This window comes from Vibrio sp. ECSMB14106, from assembly GCF_000972265.1.
GTDB classification, from domain to species: Bacteria; Pseudomonadota; Gammaproteobacteria; order Enterobacterales; family Vibrionaceae; genus Vibrio; species Vibrio kanaloae.
In genome coordinates, this window is the sequence record NZ_LAUM01000059.1 from 1 (window position 1) to 4,248 (window position 4,248).

Sequence of the window (4,248 nt, forward strand, 5' to 3'; positions counted from 1 at the left end):
ATTACAGGGCCAGTCTAGAGAGACCGACCCAGCGACTTAGGATTTTAGGATGGCTGATGTGAGTTCAATAGCAGCTAACTCAATGAAGCTGTACATTTATGTTTTTCTCTAGTTTTCTTAGTATTGTCATAAACTTATCAGACCATAGACAATTTTCACTATTGTCGACTTTATCGAACATATGATTCATAAAAGCCTTTTTAGATTTATCTCTAATAGCAAAGAAACTAATACTATCATCAGCAGCCGGGATGTACTCTTCAAACCATACAGGTTCTGTAGCGAAAGCATCCTGTATCCATTCACTTGGGAATAAGGATTCTATAGCCATATTTCCGGGAATTAGTACATAATCTTTATCTGAATTATACCCGCCTTTATTCCCAAAGAATCCCGCTAATTCACGAATGCATTTCACTCCAGCGTCATCACCATCGAAGAGCGAAACCAAAGCTGTTTCCTTACGAATTAAGCCATAGTTAGCTTTAATAAATCCTTTCAGATCCGTAACTCCAGTAAAATCTCTAAATTGTACATGTTTTGATGCCACTGATGGAATCTCTTGTAGAAGCTCTTGAGAGAGACTTGACAGCACTTTTTTTAGGTAGAGTCTGTCTGTCTCGCCTTCTAAAAAGATATTCATACTGGATAAACCAAAGAAATCTGAAAACTTGACCCCCAGCGATTCTCGAATAGAGTTTGTTGCTTCAGAGTGGGTTAGGAAAGGCTTAATTACTGTAGAGCCTTTTGAGTTTAACTCTACACCTTGGACTGTATTGACGTCTGATGGAATAAAGTTTATTGCATGTGTTGTTTTAACAACTGTGGATATTTCAGATAAAGAGTCAAGCAACGCAGAGCATTTCTCTGCAAGTCCGGGGTGCATAAATGTTTCTGGTTCTTCAATTAGCCATATAACTTTTTTATCCCCCTGCTGCTCTGTTATCCACTTGAACGAAGATAATATTACGGCTGCTTGTGTGCCCATCCCTTTCTCAAAAATAGAGCTAGTGTTTTCATCCTCAACATGTAGCTCTAAGCCGGAGATAAATCCTTCCATTGAATTTCCTGGATATTGCATGGAAGTCTTTATATTCTCAACGCCACTCTTAAGAAGCAAATCGTTCATGCTTTCCGTCAAATTCGAAATACTTCTTCTTATATCGGCATCATAGTCACTAAGGACTTCTGCAACTTTTTTTCTGACAAAAGGAGTAACAAATTCATCGTACAGCTCCTCAGTTGATTTATTAGAAGGTATGTAATACCACTGGAACCCCTCAAGAATCGAGTTGATAAACTTTTTTTGTTCTAGAGAAAACTTTGACTGCTCAGTTCTCTCCGTGGGCCTTTTCACGCCAGGGTGGATCTGATATACGGGTTTAGAGCCATTAAAATACACATTGATAGAAAATTCATCAGCGTCATCGGGGATAATTTGTAATAATTCTCTTAAACGGTCAAGGCGAGACAACTTATCTGCATCAGTAGTGCTTTTTCGGTCACCGCTGAACCAGACTGTAATACTGGTTTTTTCACCTTTAGCTTCATATGGTAGGTCTCGCTCATAGTTATAGTTGCATTCATTTTCATAACCGGTAAAAAAAGTCTTTATTGCAAGTAGAGTATTGGTTTTACCTGAGTTGTTTGGGCCTACTAATGTAACACCACCATCAAGAGTGAACTCCTGATCAGAAGTAATTGTCCTGAAAGATTTTACTTTAATTCTTGTTATTTTCATTGTTGATATTCTTTTTATCAATAAATACAGTACATTAAAATCATAATCGAATGGTTCTTGATAGCCGTCAACCACTAATTAGGCTTACTTGCTCAATTAGTGATTGGACTCTCTAGTTCCTACTATTAGTACTAACATTCCCAACCAGATCCGATACATTAGCACTGACCTCTCTCAACCTACTCGAAGCTAAATGAGCATACCTAGTCGAAGTTTGAGGGCTCTGGTGCCCAAGTAGATGCTGAACATCATAGAGCGTAGCGTTACCACTGTTTATAAGGATCGAAGCGAAAGAGTGCCTGAGGTCGTGTATGCGGAAATCATCATAGATCCCTGCTGCTTTCTTGATTCGGGCGAATGCCTTCTTCGGATGTGCGATAGGTCTACCGGGTGCATCTCCGGCAAAGATATAGGGGTTCTTACGTATCTGAAATCGTCGCTGGTCATGTATTACCTCCTTAGCTAAATTATTGAGCAGAACCGTCCTTGATAACCCCGATTTTGTATGCGGTAGGAACAGGCTCCAATTGCCGTCGTCGTCGACGGTAAGACAGTCCCACTTGGAATTAGTAATTTCACCTATGCGCATTCCGGTAAGTAGGGCGAATTTTAAGGCGTTGCCTTGGGTCCGATTAGGTTCCTCGTTACATGCCTTGATGAAGGATGAAACCTCTTTGCGGTTCAGGAATCTGTTTCTTAAATTATTCTCCTTAAGCTTCCTTATATACAGCCCCGGATTCTTGTCCACGAACCCCCACTCCATCGCTAATCTGAACATTCTAAGGGCTAGGGAACGCAATCTATTTACCGTGGAAGGCTTCCTTGTTTCTAGAACTCCATCGAGTAGCTTTTGAATGTCTTGTTGGCTGATATCGGTGATACTTTTCTTACCCCATTTGGGGTAGAAATGAAGCTTTAAGTTACCGACATCATTCTTAGCAGTGAGTTTGTTCATCCGGGCGTAGGGTAGGTAATGCTGCTCCGCAAATTCTTGAAACGTGAGTACATTAGATTTTTCATCCCTCATTGCCTTAGGGTCATTACCTAGTGCGATATCTCGCTTGTGGTCATTGGCTATCTGTCTAGCTGTGTTGATATCTAGCGCAGGGTATTCACCAATTTGTAACGATTTCTTTTTCCCGAAATAGGTGTATCTGAATAGGAACCTACGTCTCCCTTGTCTGTTGATAATTATTTTTAAGCCGCTACAGAGCTCATCCGTATACTCAGTTTCTTTACTTCGACTTGTCGACGGCGTCGGCGGTAATGAATCAAGTTGGCGTTTATTGAATTTGAGTTTACGTGATTGCATTAGTCCCCCTTACTCATCAGAGATTGAGAAATATTGATGTAATTCAGTGCGGAGCGCCTTAGGCATCAGTAGGTAGAGGCCCTTACCACTGTCCTCGACAATGCTTAGGGATATAGAAGCTCCGTAATCTAGAACGTCTTCGAATTCGGTATAGGTTAGGGCTCGTTTCAGTAATTCGAGATCGTCGACGACGACAGCGTTTAGCTCATTAATTGAGGTGAGGAACCAGAGTTCACATTGCAACTCATCCCATACCTGTTGGGTTTCGGTTTCATCGTGAAATAGTTCAGTGAGGGTGGATTTGACTTGTTCTTCTAATGTGATGGTGATTGGTAGGGTTGATAGATTATTTAAAGTTGTAACCTTGATCATATTAAACTCCATGATTATCAGTATCATGGTGTTAATATGTGCTTGTAATTAATGATGATTCGGATACACCACCACTCACAAAAAACTATGGAAAGGAAGTATATGGTCGAGACAGTGGAGAAAATAGTTCATGGCTTTTTAAAGATAGCTTTAGCTTTCATTTTGTTAATACTTCTTATCAGTAAGCCACTGATGGGGGTGATAGCTACTTTTGCCGCATTCGTAATCTATTATCAAGTCAAGCACTCGACTAACAAGTACAACTTTTATGCAAAAGAGAGCAAGCGTTCTGCTACTCAATCAATAAACTCTTCTAGTCAAAGTGAATATGAGATCGTGATTAATTCTTCTAAGTCATTAGAGTCTGAATTGTCTAAGTTGGGAGCTCAAGGGAAAGGGCTACACGAAAAGGCGACGTCAATTGAGCATATGTTATCCCCTGAGCTAATGACGTTACTACGTAAGACTGCAACTATTCGTAACAAGTTGATTCATGAGCAAGATTATAGCTTATCGGATCGAGAGTTAATTCACTTTAAAAGTGCTGTTCAAGAAGCATTAAATTTACTGGATGTTATCAAGCCAGCTCCACTCTATGTGATGGAGGAGTATTACTGCGATGTGTGTGAGGATAAAGTTACCGCTTTGATCACTTCGAAGCTTGATGTACCCCTTTATGCATCATGTGAAGTTTGTGACAATCGACTAAAAGACTTTCAAGGTAGTTAATAACTAAAACACATCACTAAATAACCCCACCAACACAAATCAATACCTAAAATCCTAAGTCGCTGGGTCGGTCTCTCTAGACTGGCCCTGTAAT

4 protein-coding genes are annotated in these 4,248 nt (G+C 40.2%); 1 reads left to right on the forward strand and 3 read right to left on the reverse strand.

From position 1 onward, the window contains the following. Positions 1–79: 79 nt before the first annotated feature. The 3 genes from WR49_RS20560 to WR49_RS20570 form a co-directional block, all read right to left on the reverse strand. Positions 80–1,741, reverse strand: coding sequence for an ATP-dependent nuclease (locus WR49_RS20560; protein WP_046225259.1), 1,662 nt, complete (start codon positions 1,739–1,741; stop codon positions 80–82). A 112-nt stretch (positions 1,742–1,853) separates the two neighbouring features. Continuing rightward, positions 1,854–3,053, reverse strand: a complete 1,200-nt coding sequence (locus WR49_RS20565) for a tyrosine-type recombinase/integrase (protein ID WP_046225260.1) — start codon at positions 3,051–3,053, stop codon at positions 1,854–1,856. A gap of 9 nt (positions 3,054–3,062) precedes the next feature. Beyond that, complete coding sequence (locus WR49_RS20570; RefSeq protein WP_082082808.1) at positions 3,063–3,425, reverse strand: hypothetical protein; 363 nt, start codon at positions 3,423–3,425, stop codon at positions 3,063–3,065. Between the two features lie 102 nt (positions 3,426–3,527). On the opposite strand from WR49_RS20570, the gene WR49_RS20575 reads away from it, so the two are divergent. After that, entirely contained in the window at positions 3,528–4,154 is a 627-nt protein-coding gene (locus WR49_RS20575; RefSeq protein WP_046225262.1) for a hypothetical protein, read from the forward strand. Positions 4,155–4,248: the final 94 nt, after the last annotated feature.